The sequence below is a fragment of the Streptomyces sp. NPDC059002 genome, assembly GCF_042740435.1.
Classification (GTDB): domain Bacteria; phylum Actinomycetota; class Actinomycetes; order Streptomycetales; family Streptomycetaceae; genus Streptomyces.
Genome location: NZ_JBHYJI010000040.1, coordinates 22406 through 37594 on the forward strand (window position 1 = coordinate 22406; position 15189 = coordinate 37594).

11 protein-coding genes are annotated in these 15189 nt (G+C 70.0%); 3 read left to right on the forward strand and 8 right to left on the reverse strand.

Annotated features, from left to right (window positions below; genetic code table 11):
* Positions 1-99 precede the first annotated feature (99 nt).
* Positions 100-3165 carry an excinuclease ABC subunit UvrA gene (gene uvrA, locus ACFWZ2_RS29355; protein ID WP_384550705.1) on the reverse strand — a complete coding sequence of 1022 codons (3066 nt, stop codon included), beginning with the start codon at positions 3163-3165 and terminating at the stop codon, positions 100-102.
* A gap of 222 nt (positions 3166-3387) precedes the next feature.
* On the opposite strand from uvrA, the gene ACFWZ2_RS29360 reads away from it, so the two are divergent.
* Complete coding sequence (locus ACFWZ2_RS29360; RefSeq protein ID WP_384550707.1) at positions 3388-4071, forward strand: maleylpyruvate isomerase family mycothiol-dependent enzyme; 684 nt, start codon at positions 3388-3390, stop codon at positions 4069-4071.
* 10 nt (positions 4072-4081) lie between these two features.
* Complete coding sequence (locus ACFWZ2_RS29365) at positions 4082-4738, forward strand: MBL fold metallo-hydrolase (protein WP_384550709.1); 657 nt, start codon at positions 4082-4084, stop codon at positions 4736-4738.
* A 16-nt stretch (positions 4739-4754) separates the two neighbouring features.
* On the opposite strand, the gene aroQ is transcribed toward ACFWZ2_RS29365, so the two are convergent.
* Complete coding sequence (gene aroQ / locus ACFWZ2_RS29370) at positions 4755-5219, reverse strand: type II 3-dehydroquinate dehydratase (protein WP_384550710.1); 465 nt, start codon at positions 5217-5219, stop codon at positions 4755-4757.
* Between the two features lie 165 nt (positions 5220-5384).
* Here aroQ and ACFWZ2_RS29375 point away from each other — a divergent pair, with 165 nt between their 5' ends.
* Positions 5385-6692, forward strand: coding sequence for an MFS transporter (locus ACFWZ2_RS29375; RefSeq protein WP_384550712.1), 1308 nt, complete (start codon positions 5385-5387; stop codon positions 6690-6692).
* Here the strand turns inward: ACFWZ2_RS29375 and ACFWZ2_RS29380 are convergent.
* From ACFWZ2_RS29380 to ACFWZ2_RS29405, 6 genes are all read right to left on the reverse strand, one after another.
* On the reverse strand, positions 6682-7782 hold the full coding sequence (locus ACFWZ2_RS29380; protein WP_384550714.1) for a calcium:proton antiporter: 1101 nt from the start codon (positions 7780-7782) through the stop codon (positions 6682-6684). The genes ACFWZ2_RS29375 and ACFWZ2_RS29380 overlap by 11 nt on opposite strands.
* Before the next feature lie 94 nt (positions 7783-7876).
* Positions 7877-8869, reverse strand: coding sequence for a TerC family protein (locus tag ACFWZ2_RS29385; RefSeq protein WP_384550716.1), 993 nt, complete (start codon positions 8867-8869; stop codon positions 7877-7879).
* Positions 8870-9127: 258 nt separating this feature from the next.
* Complete coding sequence (locus ACFWZ2_RS29390) at positions 9128-11044, reverse strand: TerD family protein (protein ID WP_384550718.1); 1917 nt, start codon at positions 11042-11044, stop codon at positions 9128-9130.
* A 104-nt stretch (positions 11045-11148) separates the two neighbouring features.
* Complete coding sequence (locus ACFWZ2_RS29395; RefSeq protein ID WP_384550720.1) at positions 11149-11727, reverse strand: TerD family protein; 579 nt, start codon at positions 11725-11727, stop codon at positions 11149-11151.
* A gap of 156 nt (positions 11728-11883) precedes the next feature.
* Entirely contained in the window at positions 11884-14022 is a 2139-nt protein-coding gene (gene uvrB / locus ACFWZ2_RS29400) for an excinuclease ABC subunit UvrB (protein ID WP_384550722.1), read from the reverse strand.
* 62 nt (positions 14023-14084) lie between these two features.
* Positions 14085-14960: an MHYT domain-containing protein gene (locus ACFWZ2_RS29405; protein ID WP_384550724.1), complete on the reverse strand. Its 876-nt coding sequence runs from the start codon at positions 14958-14960 to the stop codon at positions 14085-14087.
* Between the last annotated feature and the right edge of the window lie 229 nt (positions 14961-15189).

Consider the following 15189-nt stretch of genomic DNA (forward strand, 5'->3'; position numbering starts at 1 on the left):
TTTCCCCCTCCGTTCTTTTGGCCCCCCCCTAGGCGCCCCCCCCGGGGGGGGGGGGCGGCGCGCTTCGGCCGATGCTCGGGCTCGGCGGCCCGGGGCCGGTCAGGCCTTGCGGGCCCGCGTCGTCTTCTTGGCGGCCGCCTTCTTCGGAGCGGCCGCCTTCTTGGCGGTGGTGCCCGTCTTCTTGGCGGTGGTGCCCGTCTTCGCCGTGGCCGTCTTCTTCGTGGCCGTGGCGCTCGCCGCCACCGCCTTCTTCGCGGCGGACTTCTTGGCCGGGGCCTTCTTGACCGGCTTGCGCCCCTGCGAGGGCAGCGCGTCGCTGATCCGGTCCGCCGAGATGATGTCCCGCAGGAACTTGCCGGTGTGGCTGGTCGGCACCCCGGCGACCTCCTCGGGGGTGCCCTCGGCGACGACGAGACCGCCGCCGTTGCCCCCCTCCGGGCCCATGTCGACGACCCAGTCCGCGGTCTTGATCACGTCGAGGTTGTGCTCGATGACGATGACCGTGTTGCCCTTGTCGACCAGGCCGGAGAGGACCGTGATCAGCTTGCTGATGTCCTCGAAGTGCAGACCGGTGGTCGGCTCGTCGAGCACGTAGACGGTCCGGCCCGTGGAGCGCTTCTGGAGCTCGGAGGCCAGCTTCACGCGCTGAGCCTCGCCTCCGGAGAGGGTGGGCGCGGACTGTCCGAGGCGTACGTATCCGAGGCCGACGTCGTTGAGCGTCTTCAGGTGACGCGCGATCGCGGGGACCGCCTCGAAGAAGCCGAGCGCCTCCTCGATGGGCATGTCGAGGACTTCGGCGATGGACTTGCCCTTGTAGTGCACGTCCAGCGTCTCGCGGTTGTAGCGCGCGCCGTGGCAGACCTCGCACGGGACGTAGACGTCCGGCAGGAAGTTCATCTCGATCTTGATGGTGCCGTCGCCGGAGCAGTTCTCGCAGCGGCCGCCCTTGACGTTGAAGGAGAAGCGCCCGGGCAGATAGCCGCGCACCTTCGCCTCCGTGGTCTCCGCGAAGAGCTTGCGGACGTGGTCGAAGACTCCGGTGTACGTCGCCGGGTTCGAGCGCGGCGTACGGCCGATCGGCGACTGGTCGACGTGCACGACCTTGTCGACGAGGTCGTCGCCGTCCACGCGCGTGTGGCGGCCGGGAACGGAACGGGCGCCGTTCAACTCCCTTGCCAGGTGCGTGTAGAGGATGTCGTTGACGAGGGTCGACTTGCCGGAGCCCGAGACGCCCGTGACGGCCGTGAGGACGCCGAGCGGGAAGGAGACGTCGATGTCCCGCAGGTTGTTCTCACGGGCGCCGTGCACCGTGAGCTGCCGGGAGGGGTCGGCGGGGCGGCGCACGTCCGGGACCGGGATGGACTTCTTGCCCGAGAGGTACTGCCCGGTGATCGACTTGTCGTTGGCGAGCAGCTCCTTCATGGAGCCGCTGTGCACGACCTTGCCGCCGTGCTCGCCCGCGCCGGGGCCGATGTCGACGACCCAGTCGGCGACCTTGATGGTGTCCTCGTCGTGCTCGACGACGATGAGCGTGTTGCCCATGTCGCGCAGGCGGACGAGGGTCTCGATGAGCCGGTGGTTGTCGCGCTGGTGGAGGCCGATGGACGGCTCGTCCAGGACGTAGAGCACGCCGACCAGGCCGGAGCCGATCTGGGTGGCCAGGCGGATGCGCTGGGCCTCGCCTCCGGAGAGGGTGCCCGCGGCGCGGTTCAGCGACAGATAGTCCAGGCCGACGTCGACGAGGAACCGCAGTCGCTCATTGACCTCCTTGAGGACCCGCTCGGCGATCTTCTTGTCGCGGGCGCCCAGCTTCAGCTCGGCGAGGAAGTCCGCGCAGTCGCTGATGGACATCGCGGAGACCTCGGCGATGGACTTCCCCATGACGGAGACGGCAAGCACGATCGGCTTGAGGCGGGTGCCCTCACAGGTGGGGCAGGGCACCTCGCGCATATAGCCCTCGAAGCGCTCGCGGCTGGCGTCGCTCTCGGCCTCGCTGTGCCGGCGCTTGACGAAGGGGACGGCGCCTTCGAAGGCGGTGGTGTAGACCCGCTCGCGGCCGTACCTGTTCCGGTAGCGGACCTCGATCTGCGTCTTGTGGCCGTACAGGAGGGCCTTCTTGGCGCGCTGCGGGAGTCCGGCCCAGGGCATGTCGGTGGAGAACCCGAGCGCGTCGGCGAGGGCGCCGACGAGCCGTCCGAAGTACTCCTTGGTGTGGCCGTGCGACCAGGGGTGGATGGCGCCCTCGTCGAGCGACTTGTCCTCGTCGGGGACGATCAGCTCGGGGTCGACCTCCATGCGCGTGCCGATGCCGGTGCAGTCCGGGCAGGCGCCGAAGGGCGAGTTGAAGGAGAATGAGCGGGGCTCCAGCTCCTCGAAGGACAGGTCGTCGTACGGGCAGTAGAGGTGCTCCGAGTACATGCGCTCGCGCTCGGGGTCGTCCTCGGGGAGGTCGACGAAGTCCAGCACGACCATGCCTCCGGAGAGGCCGAGCGCGGTCTCCACGGAGTCGGTCAGGCGGCGCTTGGCGGAGTCCTTCACCGTGAGGCGGTCGACGACCACCTCGATGGTGTGCTTCTCCTGCTTCTTGAGCGTGGGCGGCTCGGTGAGCTGGATCGTCTGGCCGTCGACCCGCGCGCGGGAGTACCCCTTGGTCTGGAGGTCGGCGAAGAGGTCGACGAACTCGCCCTTGCGCTCGCGGACCAGCGGCGAGAGGACCTGGAAGCGGCTGCCCTCGGGCAGTTCGAGGACCTTGTCGACGATGGCCTGCGGCGACTGCCGGGAGATGGGGCGGCCGCACTCGGGGCAGTGCGGCTTGCCGATGCGCGCGAAGAGCAGCCGCAGATAGTCGTAGACCTCGGTGATGGTGCCGACCGTCGAGCGCGGGTTGCGCGAGGTCGACTTCTGGTCGATGGAGACCGCCGGGGAGAGGCCCTCGATGAAGTCGACGTCGGGCTTGTCCATCTGGCCCAGGAACTGCCGGGCGTACGAGGACAGCGACTCGACGTACCGCCGCTGGCCCTCGGCGAAGATCGTGTCGAACGCGAGCGAGGACTTGCCCGACCCGGAGAGTCCGGTGAACACGATGAGGGAGTCACGCGGGAGGTCGAGCGAGACGTTCTTGAGATTGTGCTCGCGCGCGCCACGGACGATGAGACGGTCGGCCACGCCGGTCCGCACCTTTCTTGAGGGGGGTGACAGGGGCGGAACCCCCGTCGTTCACAGACTAGGGCGAGCCACTGACAACGCCGGGCTGCTTCCCTGGTTCACAACAAACCCGGACCACCAAGAATGCCCGATGCCGCCCCCGACCATATAGCACGTGCATTCGATTTGCGGGGCCGCCCCAAGACCTTCACTCGAACGTGTGGCGGGGCTATCGTCGGGCGCATGATTGATCATGTGCGCGACCTGGCGTCTGTACGTGACGCGACCGACCGGCTGCTCACCGCAGCGACGAAACTGAACAACGATTCGACCGCCGAACCGTCACGGCTCCCGGGCTGGACCCGCGGCCACGTCCTCGCCCATGTCGCGCGGAACGCGGACGCACTGGTGAACGTTCTGGCCGGGCGGCCGATGTACGTCAGCACCGAGGCGCGCGACGCGGACATCGAGCGGGACGCCCCGCGCGCGCTCGCCGTACAGCTCGACGACGTACGCGAGAGCGCGGCCCGCCTCGAGGCACAGGCCGCGGTGCCCGCCGACTGGTCCCGCACCATCGAGATGCGCAACGGAGTCACCGACTCCGCGTCGCGGGTGCCCTTCCGGCGGTGGGTCGAGGTCGAGCTGCACCACGTCGACCTCGGCATCGGGTACGAGCTGGAGGACCTGCCCGAGGAGTTCGTGGAGCGGGAGATCACCTTCCTCACCGCACGCTTCTCCGGGAACCCCGATGTGCCGCCGACCCGGATCACGGACGGCACGCACGCGTGGGGCACCGGTCGCGCGGGCGAGCCCGAGATCACCGTGACCGGGTCCGCGGCCGACCTGGTCGGCTGGCTCGCGGGCCGCCGCGCGGGGACCGCCCTGGAGGCCGAAGGTGGCCTCCTCCCTGCCCTGCCCCCGCTATAGGCTGACGGACATGACGTACAGCGGAGCGGTGAAGGTCGGCGGACCCGCGGATGTGCACGAACTGCAGGACCTGATGATCTCGAAGGTCGCGGTCGGGCCGATGGACAACAACGCCTACCTGCTGCGCTGCCGGGCCACCGGCGAGCAGCTCCTGATCGACGCGGCGAACGACGCCGAGACGTTGCTGACACTGATCGGCGCCGACGGCATCGCGTCCGTCGTCACCACGCATCGGCACGGCGACCACTGGCAGGCGCTGGCCGCCGTCGTCGCGGCCACCCGGCCGCGGACGTATGCGGGCCGTGACGACGCGGAGGGCATCCCCGTGCCGACGGACGTGCTGGTCGGGGACGGCGACACCATCAAGGTCGGCCGGGTCGAGCTCACCGCCCGCCACCTCGTGGGCCACACCCCGGGCTCGATCGCCCTCGTCTACGACGACCCGCACGGCCATCCGCACGTGTTCACCGGCGACTGCCTCTTCCCGGGCGGCGTCGGCAACACGTGGAAGAACCCGCAGGCCTTCGCGAGCCTCATCGACGACGTCGAGACGAAGATCTTCGGGACGCTGCCGGACGAGACGTGGGTCTATCCCGGCCACGGCAACGACACGACGCTGGGCACCGAGCGGCCGCACCTCGCGGAGTGGCGCGCCCGGGGCTGGTGAGCGAAGGGGGTACGCGTCACGCCCCGGCGGCGACCAGCACCGCCACCCGTTCCACCGCGAACGCGTACCCCTGAACACCGCAGCCCGCGATGACGCCGTCGGCGCGCTGCGAGACGTAGGAGTGGTGCCGGAACGCCTCCCGCTGGTGGATGTTGGAGATGTGCACCTCCAACACCGGCATCCCGTCACAGGTGTTGAGCGCGTCCAGGATCGCGACGGACGTGTGCGAGTAGGCCGCGGGGTTGATGACGATGCCCGCGTGGTGCTCGCGCGCCTCGTGGATCCAGTCGACCAACTCGCCCTCGTGGTTGCTCTGCCGCAGATCCACGGTGCCGCCGTGCGCGGCCGCCGCCTTGGCGCAGAGCGCCTTGACGTCGTCGAGGGTGTCCGAGCCGTAGATCTCGGGCTGGCGCTGCCCGAGCAGGTTCAGGTTCGGGCCGTTGAGGATCATGATCGGGGCGGTGGCGAGGCTGCGCGTCATGGTCGAGGTCTATCACGCCTCCCGCGCGCGTGAGAGGCCGAAAGCCGGGCGCACTCTCCGTAGTTGCTGCCTGAGCCGGAGGGCGCATCGCGGTGACGTGCCGACCGGGTTGATCACCTCCGCACGCCCCCGTAACCGGCCGTCACCATGGGTAGTTGACGCGGTATGCGTACAACTGAACCAATCCCGGCGAAATCCCCCTCGCTGCCGCGGCTGGCCGCCGCCTCGCTCGCCGGGACCGCCATCGAGTTCTACGACTTCTTCATCTACGGGACGGCCGCGGCGCTGGTCCTCGGTCCGCTGTTCTTCCCGACGTTCTCCCCGCTGGCGGGAACTCTCGCCGCCTTCGCGACCTTCGGAGTGGGCTTCGTGGCACGGCCCTTGGGGTCCGTCGTCTTCGGGCACATCGGTGACCGGCACGGACGGCGTCCGGTGCTCATCGTGTCGCTGCTCCTCACCGGCCTCGCCACGGTCGCCGTCGGCTGCGTACCGACGTACGAATCGATCGGGATCGGCGCTCCCCTGCTCCTCCTTGTGCTGCGTTTTCTGCAGGGGCTCGGGCTCGGCGGTGAGTGGGGCGGTGCCGTGCTGCTGACCGCGGAGCACGCTCCTGCCGACCGGCGCGGGCTGTGGGCGAGCTTTCCGCAGATCGGCCCCGCGGTCGGGTTCCTGCTGGCCAACGGCATCATGCTGGCCCTGTCCGCGACGCTCACCGACGCGCAGTTCGCGGCCTGGGGATGGCGCGTGCCGTTCTGGGCGGCGGGACTGCTCGCGGCGGCCGGGCTCGCGCTGCGCACCTCTCTCGCGGAGAGCCCGGACTTCCTGCGGCTGCGCGAGCACGCGCGCGTGCCGCTCGCCGAAGTGGTGCGCGGGCACTGGCGCCTCGTGCTCCTCACGGCTGGCGCGATGGCCGTCGGGTACGCGGTCTTCTACGCCGTGACGACCTGGTCCCTCGCCTACGGGGTGGAGCGGCTCGGGGTGAGCCGCACGGTCATGCTGGCCTGCGTCATGGCGGCCGTGGTGGTGAAGGGCGCGCTGACGCCGGTGGTGGCGGTGCTCGGCGACCGGTACGGACGACGGCCGCTGTGCCTGCTCGGGTGCACGGCGTCGGCCCTGTGGATGTTCCCGATGGTCGCGCTGCTCTCGACCGGGCAGCCGCTGCTGATGTTCACCGGCTTCCTGGTGGCGATGCTCGCGTTCATCACGATGTTCGCCGTGATCGCCGCGTATCTGCCGGAGTTGTACGAGCCCCGGGTGCGCTGCACGGGCGCCGCGGTCGGCTACAACCTGGGCGGCGTGCTCGGCGGCGCGCTCACCCCGATCGTGGCGACGGCCCTCGCGCAGGGGGACGGGAGGCCGTGGGGCGTGGCCGCGTATCTGTCGGGCATCGCGCTGCTGAGCCTCGGGTGCTTCGCGCTGCTTCCGGAGACGCGGCCGGTCGCGGCCTCCGATCCGGCGGCCGCTACGGGGTGATCGCCAGCTCCAGGAACGCCGCGAACAGCACCAGATGGACGCCGCCCTGCAGCGGAGTGGCGCGCCCCGGCACGACCGTGAGCGTGCCGACGATCACGGTGAGCGCGAGCAGCACCATATGGGTCGAGCTGAGTCCGAGCACCAGCGGACCCGACAGCCACACAGAGGCGACCGCGACGGCCGGGATGGTCAGCCCGATGCTGGCCATCGCAGAACCGAGGGCGAGGTTCAGGCTGGTCTGCACCCGGTCGCGGCGGGCGGCACGGACGGCCGCGATCGTCTCGGGGAGCAGGACGAGGAGCGCGATGATCACGCCGACCACGGCGTGCGGCATGCCGGCGCTCTCGACACCCGACTCGATGGTCGGGGAGACGCCCTTGGCCAGGCCGACCACGCCGACGAGCGCCAGGGCGAGCAGCCCGAGGCTCAGCAGCGCCGCGCGGGAGGAGGGGCCCTCCGCGTGGCTGTCGGCGTCGATGACCTCCCCCTGCTTGGTCAGGGGCAGGAAGTAGTCGCGGTGCCGCACGGTCTGGGTGGTCACGAAGATGCCGTACAGGACGAGCGAGGCGATCGCGGCGAAGGTGAGCTGGCCCGTGGAGAACTCCGGGCCCGGCTTGGTGGTGGTGAACGTCGGCAGGACCAGACAGAGCGTGGCCAGGGTGGCGACGGTCGCGAGGGCCGCGCCCGTGCCCTCGGGGTTGAAAACGGCGACGCGGTGGCGCAGCGCGCCCACCAGGAGACAGAGTCCGACGATGCCGTTGCAGGTGATCATCACCGCGGCGAAGACGGTGTCGCGGGCGAGCGTGGAGCTCTTGTCGCCGCCGTCGGCCATGAGGGTGACGATCAGCGCCACCTCGATGATCGTCACCGCGACCGCGAGGACGAGCGAGCCGAAGGGTTCGCCGACGCGGTGCGCGATCACCTCGGCGTGGTGGACGGCGGCGAGCACCGCTCCGGCGAGGACCAGCGTCACCACGGCGACGACCACGCCGGGCAGATCGCGCCCCCAGGTGAAGGCGAGAAGGACGACCGCGAGGAGCGGCACCACCGTCGTCCACTGCATGCCGAGCGCCCGGAGCCGAGTGACCATGACTCGATGCTGCCCCGGGCGCCTGGGTACCGCGACTCGGTGATCGGGTGCCGTTCCTGCCTCCCGCCCCTGGCCGGAGCGGGAGGCGGGACGGTCAGGCCTCGATGCTGTCCTTCGGGGTCTCGGCCTCGGCCGCGTCCTTCTCGGCCTGCTTCTTGGAGGCCATGAGGCTGGTGATCGTGGTGATCACCAGGACGCCGCAGATGACGCCGAGCGAGACCGGGATGGAGATCTCGGGGACGTTCACCCCGTTCTCGTGCAGTGCGTGCAGCACCAGCTTCACGCCGATGAAGCCGAGGATCACCGACAGGCCGTAGCTGAGGTGGACCAGCTTCCTGAGCAGTCCGCCGATGAGGAAGTACAGCTGCCGCAGACCCATCAGGGCGAAGGCGTTCGCGGTGAAGACGATGTACGGGTCCTGGGTGAGGCCGAAGATCGCGGGGATGGAGTCCATCGCGAAGAGCACGTCGGTGGTGCCGATGGCCAGCATGACGACCATGAGCGGCGTCATGATCTTCTTGCCGTTCTTCCGGACGAAGAGCTTCGTGCCCTCGTACCGGTCGGAGACGCCGAACTTCTTCTCGATGGACTTCAGGAGGCGGTTCTCCTCCCAGTCCTCTTCCTCCTCGTCGGCGCGCGCCTCCTGGATGAGCTTCCAGGCGGTGTAGATCAGGAAGGCGCCGAAGATGTAGAAGACCCAGGAGAAGTTGGCGATGACGGCCGCGCCGGCGGCGATGAAGATCGCGCGCAGGACCAGGGCGATCAGCACACCGAACAGCAGCACGCGCTGCTGGAGGTGGGAGGGCACCGAGAACTTCGCCATGATCAGGATGAAGACGAAGAGGTTGTCCACGGAGAGGGACTTCTCCGTGATGAAGCCCGCGAAGAACTCGCCGGACGCCTGGGATTCGCCCGCGATCAGCAGGCCGACGCCGAAGAGCCCCGCGAGGACGATCCAGACGATCGTCCAGATTCCGGCTTCCTTGATCGACACGTCATGGGGCTTGCGCCCGATGAAGAAGTCGACCGCGATCAGGGCACACAGACCGAGAACGGTCGTCACCCACAGAGTCATTGAAACGTCCACTGCGCCTCCGGCGTCGTACGGCTACTGATCAGCGTCGTCGCTGCCGGAGGTCTCTTCCACCCGAGGCGGTCACCGCCGCACGTCGGGCCGACGCCCCGGGACCGATGGCGGTCCGTATTGACGGGCACGTCGCAGCCGGGAGTACTCCCCTCCGCAGGTAGCAGCGTACGCGAAATACCAAGACTTAGTAAAGGCGATGGCAAACAAGAGCCAAAAGGCCAGGTCAGACGGGTCTAAAGTCGCTTTGCCCGCAAGGCGTCAACGGCCGCCGTTGCGCCGGGCCGCAGCGACCCGGTCGAGGACCTGCCGCAGGACCTCGCTGCCCAGGGGGACCGTCGGCGGCTCGTACGTCCACGCGTGACCGACCCACGGGTCGGCGAGATGGTCGTCGGGCACCGGCGTCAGCCGGAGCAGCGCGCGCCACAGCGGGTCGAGCAGCGGGCCGTACTCCGCGGCGTCCTCACGGTCGGCGACCATCATCAGATGGACGCCGACGGCCGGGCCCTCGTCCGCGAGGTAGCGCAGCTGGGTCACGGCGCGGTCGTCGAAGCCGTGCGGGAAGTCATTGACGATCAGGAGCTGCTCGGCGGTGTCCAGGTCCGGGGGCAGGGCGTCGGGGGCGCCGCCGCGGATCGCCATCTGCACCAGGTCCACGCGCTGGGTGAGCTTGCCGAGGACGGCGGAGACACCGGCCGCGCCGGACGCCGGGGGCTCGGCGAGCACACCGGACGCCACCAGCGGCGCGAGCGGGCCCGCCGCCGAACCCGCCGCGTCGATGACGTGCACCGTGAACTCGCCCGCCGGATAGGCCGCGAGCAGCCGCGCGGCATGCATGACCGCCGTGTCCATGGCGAGGCGGCGCAGTTCGGCGGAGTCGGTGAAGGAGTTGGTGAGGGCCTTGCCGCTGTCGATCCACAGGCCGCGCTCCAGGGGCAGCCTGACGAGCATCGGGATGCGCAGGTCGATGCGCTCGGGCAGATGGAGGTCGCCCAGGCGCAGCGCCATCGGGATCTCCATGGGCGCGCGGTAGGCCTGCCAGACGGGGCTGCTCCACGCCGCGTACGCCGCGGGGAGCGCGGGCTCGACGACCTCCGCCTCGGCGGCGAGCTGTGCCAGGTCGCGGTCGAGGGTGGCCCTGGCCTGGCCGACGAGGTCGCCGTGCTTGGCGCGGGCGGCGTCGCGCGCGGTGTCGCCCGCGCCGCCGACGCGGCTGCGCGGGTCGGCGAGCACCTTGTCCAGCTCCTGCTCCATGCGGGAGTCGGCGAAGTCCACGGCGCTTCGGTACGCCGCCGTGGTGCGGGCCAGGTCTTCGAACATGCCCCACACCTGGTTGTAGAGCCGCTCCTCCATCGACCAGCCGGTGGCGTCGCCCGCGACGGGCTGCGCGGCCTGGCCCGGCCGGGCCGGGGGCGCGGTGGGCGGTGACGGCGGGGGCGCGGTCGTCTGCCGACTGGGGTGGGTGTAGTTGACGGGACCGCCGGTGGGGGCGTCGCCGCCCTGCGGGTGCGGGGCGGCGGGGGCGGGCTGGCCCTGGCCGCTCTGCGGGGTGGCCTGGCCCTGGGAGGCGGTGCGGACGCGGGCGTCGTCCGCGGGGCGCGGCGGGGGTGCGGCCACCGAGCGCGCCAGGCCCTGCGCCACCGCTTCGTTGATCGTGCCTGCCAGCTCCCGGGCGCCCGGCAGGCCCTGGTCGGTGAGCATCTCGGCGAGACCGCCCGCGTAGCCCTGGCCGACGGCACGCACCTTCCAGGCGCCCTGGCGGCGGTAGAGCTCCAGGGCGACGACGGCGGACTCGGCGTCCAGGTCGGTGATGGTGTAGCTGGCGACCTCGGCGCCGTCGAGTCCGGTGACCGCGACGAAGGGGGCGGCGAGCGCCCGGAAGCTGACCGGGCCACCGACGCCGATGGGCAGCGACAGGAGGACGCTGACCCGGTGGACGGTGTCCGGCACGGCGTCGGGGTCCACGGCGAGCCGGTGGTCGGCGGCCGCCTGCTTGGACACTTCGAGGCCCGGCAACGTGGGCGAGCCGGGGTGGGCCACCCATTCGACGCCGCGGACCCTGCCCTGCTCGTCGCCGAGCGTGGCGCCCGCCACGATCGGCTGGCCGGCCGAGATGCGAATCTCCAGGCGGGTCCCGGGAAGCGGGTGGTTCTGCCCCCGCACCAGCTCGGCCGTCATCGCTTCGTTCCCCCTCGTCGGGCTCGCGTCGAGCCCTCGTACGTACGGACGTACGGACGTCGCCCGGCGTCGCCTGACGTCGGCCGGCGTCGCTCGGACGTCGCTTACAGGTGCGGCAGGATCGCCGGCATCAGGTCCTGGAAGGTGCGGCCGTTGGCGGGGTTGCCGATGGCCGTCATCTGCCAGCCCGCGCCCGCGCGGTGGACCTTCGCCATGATCTGCGCGGTGTACTGACCGCCGCCGTCGAGGGTGTAGCGGGCCAGCTCCTGGCCGTTGGTCTCGTCGACCAGGCGGCAGAAGGCGTTCTGCACCTCCTGGAAGGTCTGGCCGGTGAAGGAGTTCACCGTGAAGACGATCTGGTCGATGTGGACGGGGACCCGCTGCAGGTCGACGAGGATCGCCTCGTCGTCGCCGCCCTGGCCCACGCCGCCGACGAGATTGTCACCGGTGTGCCGCACCGAGCCGTCGTCGCTGACCAGGTGGCGGAAGAACACGACATCCAGCGGCTGCTTGTCGGCGAAAAGGACCGCCGAGGCGTCCAGGTCGACCTCGCGCGTGCGCGTACCGAACAGGCCGCGGCGCGGAGCCGCCTGCCAGCCGAGTCCCATGCGCACCGCGGACAGCGCGCCCCCGTCGTTCTTCTGCAGGCTGATGGCCTGACCCTTGGTCATGTTGACCGTCACGCGCTGTCCCCTCTTCGAACTGCCTGGGCAACCGCCTCTTGCGGTTGCCCAGCACCCTATGCAGTGGCTCCGGCGGAGCCGCACTCCGGGCGGCACTTTGTGGCGGTCTTGCAACAGACCGGGCAGTACGCCGCCTCCCCTCCCCCAGCAGTGCGTTTACGCCTGTCCGGCCTCCCGCATCTGCCGCAGTTCCTTCTTCATCTCCGACACCTCGTCGCGCAGTCGCGCGGCGATCTCGAACTGCAGGTCGGCGGCGGCCGCCCGCATGCGCTCGGTCATCTCCTCGATCTGCTCGGCCAGTTCGGCCGCGGGGCGGTCGGTCGGCGCGGCCTGGTCCGACTTCTTCGCCTTGGCCTTGGTGGACTTGGCCGCCTTGCCGCCGAGCGCGGGCACCGGGGCCTTGGCGGCCTTGCCCTCCTTCGGCTTGCGGTAGTCGGAGCCGAGGAGCTCTTCGGTGTCGACCTCTTCGCGCGCGATCGCCGACACGATGTCGTTGATCTTCTTGCGGAGGGGCTGCGGGTCGATGCCCTTCTCCTTGTTGTACGCGATCTGCTTCTCCCGGCGGCGGTTCGTCTCGTCGATGGCCTTCTCCATCGCCGGGGTGATCTTGTCCGCGTACATATGGACCTGGCCGGAGACGTTGCGCGCCGCGCGGCCGATGGTCTGGATCAGCGAGGTCCCGGAGCGCAGGAAGCCCTCCTTGTCGGCGTCGAGGATCGCCACCAGGGAGACCTCGGGCAGGTCGAGGCCCTCCCGGAGGAGGTTGATGCCGACCAGGACGTCGTACTCGCCCGCCCGCAGCTCGCGCAGGAGCTCGACGCGGCGCAGCGTGTCGACGTCGCTGTGCAGATAGCGGACCTGGATGCCCAGTTCGAGGAAGTAGTCGGTGAGGTCCTCGGCCATCTTCTTGGTGAGCGTGGTGACCAGGACGCGCTCGTCCTTCTCGGTGCGCTTGCGGATCTCGTGCACCAGGTCGTCGATCTGCCCCTCGGTGGGCTTGACGACGACCTCGGGGTCGACGAGGCCGGTGGGGCGGATGATCTGCTCGACGAAGCCGTCGCCGCGCGAGAGTTCGTACTTCCCCGGGGTCGCCGAGAGGTAGACGGTCTGCCCGATGCGGCCGAGGAACTCCTCCCACTTCAGGGGGCGGTTGTCCAGGGCGGAGGGCAGTCGGAAGCCGTGGTCGACGAGGGTGCGCTTGCGGGAGGCGTCGCCCTCGTACATCGCGCCGATCTGCGGGACCGTGACGTGCGACTCGTCGAGGACCAGGAGGAAGTCGTCGGGGAAGTAGTCGATGAGGGTGTTCGGGGCGGAGCCGGGCTCGCGGCCGTCGAAGTGCATCGAGTAGTTCTCGACGCCGGAGCAGGAGCCGATCTGGCGGAGCATCTCCAGGTCGTACGTGGTGCGCATGCGCAGGCGCTGGGCCTCGAGCACCTTGCCCTGCTTCTCCAGCTCGGCGAGGCGCTCGCCGAGCTCCTTCTCGATGCCGTTGACCGCCTTCTCCATGCGCTCGGGACCCGCTACGTAGTGCGAGGCCGGGAAGACGTAGAGGTGGTCGTCGTCGCTGATGACCTCGCCGGTGAGCGGGTGGAGGGTGGAGAGCGCCTCGATCTCGTCGCCGAACATCTCGATGCGGACGGCCAGTTCCTCGTAGACCGGGAAGATCTCGATGGTGTCGCCGCGGACGCGGAAGGTGCCGCGGGTGAACGCGAGGTCGTTGCGCGTGTACTGGATGTCGACGAAGCGGCGCAGGAGCTGGTCGCGGTCGATCTCGTCGCCGACCTTGAGGGGGACCATCCGGTCCACGTACTCCTGCGGGGTGCCGAGGCCGTAGATGCAGGAGACGGAGGCGACCACGACCACGTCGCGGCGGGTCAGCAGCGAGTTCGTCGCGGAGTGGCGCAGGCGCTCCACCTCCTCGTTGATCGAGGAGTCCTTCTCGATGTAGGTGTCCGACTGCGGGACGTACGCCTCGGGCTGGTAGTAGTCGTAGTACGAGACGAAGTACTCGACGGCGTTGTTCGGCAGCAGCTCGCGGAATTCGTTCGCCAGCTGGGCGGCCAGCGTCTTGTTCGGCGCCATCACGAGGGTGGGGCGCTGGAGCTTCTCGATCATCCACGCGGTGGTGGCCGACTTGCCGGTGCCGGTCGCGCCGAGGAGGACGACGTCCTTCTCACCTGCGCGGATGCGTCGCTCCAGCTCGGCGATGGCCGCCGGCTGGTCACCACTGGGCTGGTACGGGCTGACGACCTCGAAAGGCGCCACCGTGCGTTCGATCTTCGATACGGGCCGCATGGAAACCACCGTACGACCCCGCACTGACAACCGGGTCCGATCGGCCGCTCAGCGGCCTTGCCTCACCAGTTCTGCGGGGTGCGGGAGCCGGGCCGCTGCCGGGTCCTGCGGCGGCGGGGCGGGGGGACGTGCCGGTCGCCCGAGCGCGGGACGGAGTAGGACTGCCGGGGGCGGCCCGCCCGCGCGGCGTTCCTAGCCTGCGGCTGGCCGCCGAGGACCATGAGCGGGTCGAACATCACGATCACGCCCGCCAGGAGCAGGAAGGCGAGCGGGCCGATCATCATGGGCGCGAGGATCTCGGCGGGCGAGTCGCCGGCGGGCACGGCGTCCGAGCCGTGCAGATGGACACTGAGGGCGGCCATGCCGGTGTAGTGCATGCCGCTCACGGCGAGCCCCATGATGAGGCTCGCGCCCAGGCTCCACAGGAATCCCCTGACCTGCGCGGCCGCCCAGAGGGCCGCGGTGGCGGCGACCATGGCGATCACGACGGACGCGGAGACGACGAGGGTGTTGTACTCCAGCGTCCCGCGCAGACGCATACTGGCCATTCCCAGGTAGTGCATCGAGGCGACGCCGAGGCCCGTGATCGTCCCGCCGGTGAACAGGGCGGTGCCCATGGCGCCGCGGTAGCCGACGATGAAGATGCCGATGCCGACCATGACGATGGCGACGGCCAGGCTGGCGAAGGTCAGCGTCTTGTCGTAGTGGATCGGGGCCTCCGCCACGGTGAAGCCCATCATCGCCACGAAGTGCATGGTCCATATCCCGGACCCGATCGCGGCCGAGCCGAGCGCGAGCCAGCCGGGCCGCCAGGAGCGGGCGACGAGCAGCGATCTGGTCGTGCAGCGGAGTCCGAGCGCGCCGCCCAGACAGGCCATGCCGTACGCCACCACCGGTGTGACGACTCCGTAGCTGAACCCGTCGACCGTGCCCTGCATGCGCGGTAGCCCTTCCGCCTGATGTGCCCAAAAACCCTGAAAAGCCCCGTATACCCCCCTGCCGGCACCCATCTGAAAGGCCGTCGGCTGAGGCAGAGAGTAAAGCTCACCCCGGAACCTACGAACGATTTTCCGGCAAAGAATCGCACTCCCCGCGCGCGGGGTCCCCGAGTTTGATGACTCCGTTCAACCTGTGGCCATCCTGCACCTGTCTCCCATTGGTCCCGGA

Excerpts from the sequence above, each read along its gene's own strand:
- ACFWZ2_RS29360 (WP_384550707.1), top strand. The coding sequence starts at position 3,388 with ATGATTGATCATGTGCGCGACCTGGCGTCTGTACGTGACGCGACCGAC.
- ACFWZ2_RS29365 (WP_384550709.1), top strand. The coding sequence starts at position 4,082 with ATGACGTACAGCGGAGCGGTGAAGGTCGGCGGACCCGCGGATGTGCAC.
- aroQ (WP_384550710.1), bottom strand. The coding sequence starts at position 5,219 with ATGACGCGCAGCCTCGCCACCGCCCCGATCATGATCCTCAACGGCCCG.
- ACFWZ2_RS29375 (WP_384550712.1), top strand. The coding sequence starts at position 5,385 with ATGCGTACAACTGAACCAATCCCGGCGAAATCCCCCTCGCTGCCGCGG.
- ACFWZ2_RS29380 (WP_384550714.1), bottom strand. The coding sequence starts at position 7,782 with ATGGTCACTCGGCTCCGGGCGCTCGGCATGCAGTGGACGACGGTGGTG.
- ACFWZ2_RS29390 (WP_384550718.1), bottom strand. The coding sequence starts at position 11,044 with ATGACGGCCGAGCTGGTGCGGGGGCAGAACCACCCGCTTCCCGGGACC.
- uvrB (WP_384550722.1), bottom strand. The coding sequence starts at position 14,022 with ATGCGGCCCGTATCGAAGATCGAACGCACGGTGGCGCCTTTCGAGGTC.
- ACFWZ2_RS29405 (WP_384550724.1), bottom strand. The coding sequence starts at position 14,960 with ATGCAGGGCACGGTCGACGGGTTCAGCTACGGAGTCGTCACACCGGTG.